At 38.5% G+C, this 875-nt stretch carries 1 pseudogene; it reads left to right on the plus strand.

Annotated features, from left to right (window positions below):
- Window positions 1-714, plus strand: a pseudogene (locus tag ACRCJ0_RS16265) (transglycosylase domain-containing protein); the annotation flags it as partial.
- Window positions 715-875 lie beyond the last annotated feature (161 nt).

The raw sequence follows: 875 nt of genomic DNA on the forward strand, positions 1-875 counted from the left end.
CATCAAACGCAAAAAGAACGTGTCTTTGATGAAGATGTAGCCTATGTAATTGCTGATATCTTAAAAGACGCGACAACTACTGGTGCTATGGCCTCTTATAATTCGCAAATGGATAGTGATTTAGACTGGTTTATGAAGACTGGTACTTCAGAAGAATTTAGGGATTTATGGGCCAACGGTTCAACACCAAACGTTACCCTTACTTCTTGGATTGGTTATGATAACATCACGCAAACTCGCGACCTATATAGTCAAGCTGAAAATGCCGTATACGGGACGCCAGCTCAACGTTCATTAAGTTACTGGACAACCTTAGGTAACCGACTAAACTACTACTACCCGAATACAATGGGATCTGGTGAAGTCTTAGAAGAACCTGAAGGTGTTCACGAGGAAACAGTTGTGACGGAAACAGGTACGACATCTGGTAACTTTGAAGGGCCATATGATACAAGCTATACAATTCCTTCATCAGCAGCAACCAACACTGAATTGTTTACCGCTGCGATGGATCCAGAGGAACCAAGCTTTACCTTTGGTATCGGTGGTTCGATGGATGACTACATGAACAAACTTGAAAGCTTCCGTTCTAAGACAAATGCTACTGTAAATGCTAAAGTTCAAGAAGTATTAGAATCCTTTAAATTGCGTAGTGCAGAAAATGAACAACGTCGTCAAGAAATTGAAGAAGATAATATTCAACAAGATGGTTAGAAAAATAAAAAAGATGTGCTAGGAAACAACTCTGTCTCCTAACAATGGAACCCTTCAACTCATTCTAAATTAGAAAGAGTTGAAGGGTTTTTATCCATCTAAAAAAGTATTGATATGGTTTTATCTGAATAAATTTCAGAAACGCCAGAAGGTATTAAAAA

The sequence above is a fragment of the Aerococcus sp. L_32 genome (genome assembly GCF_050689315.1).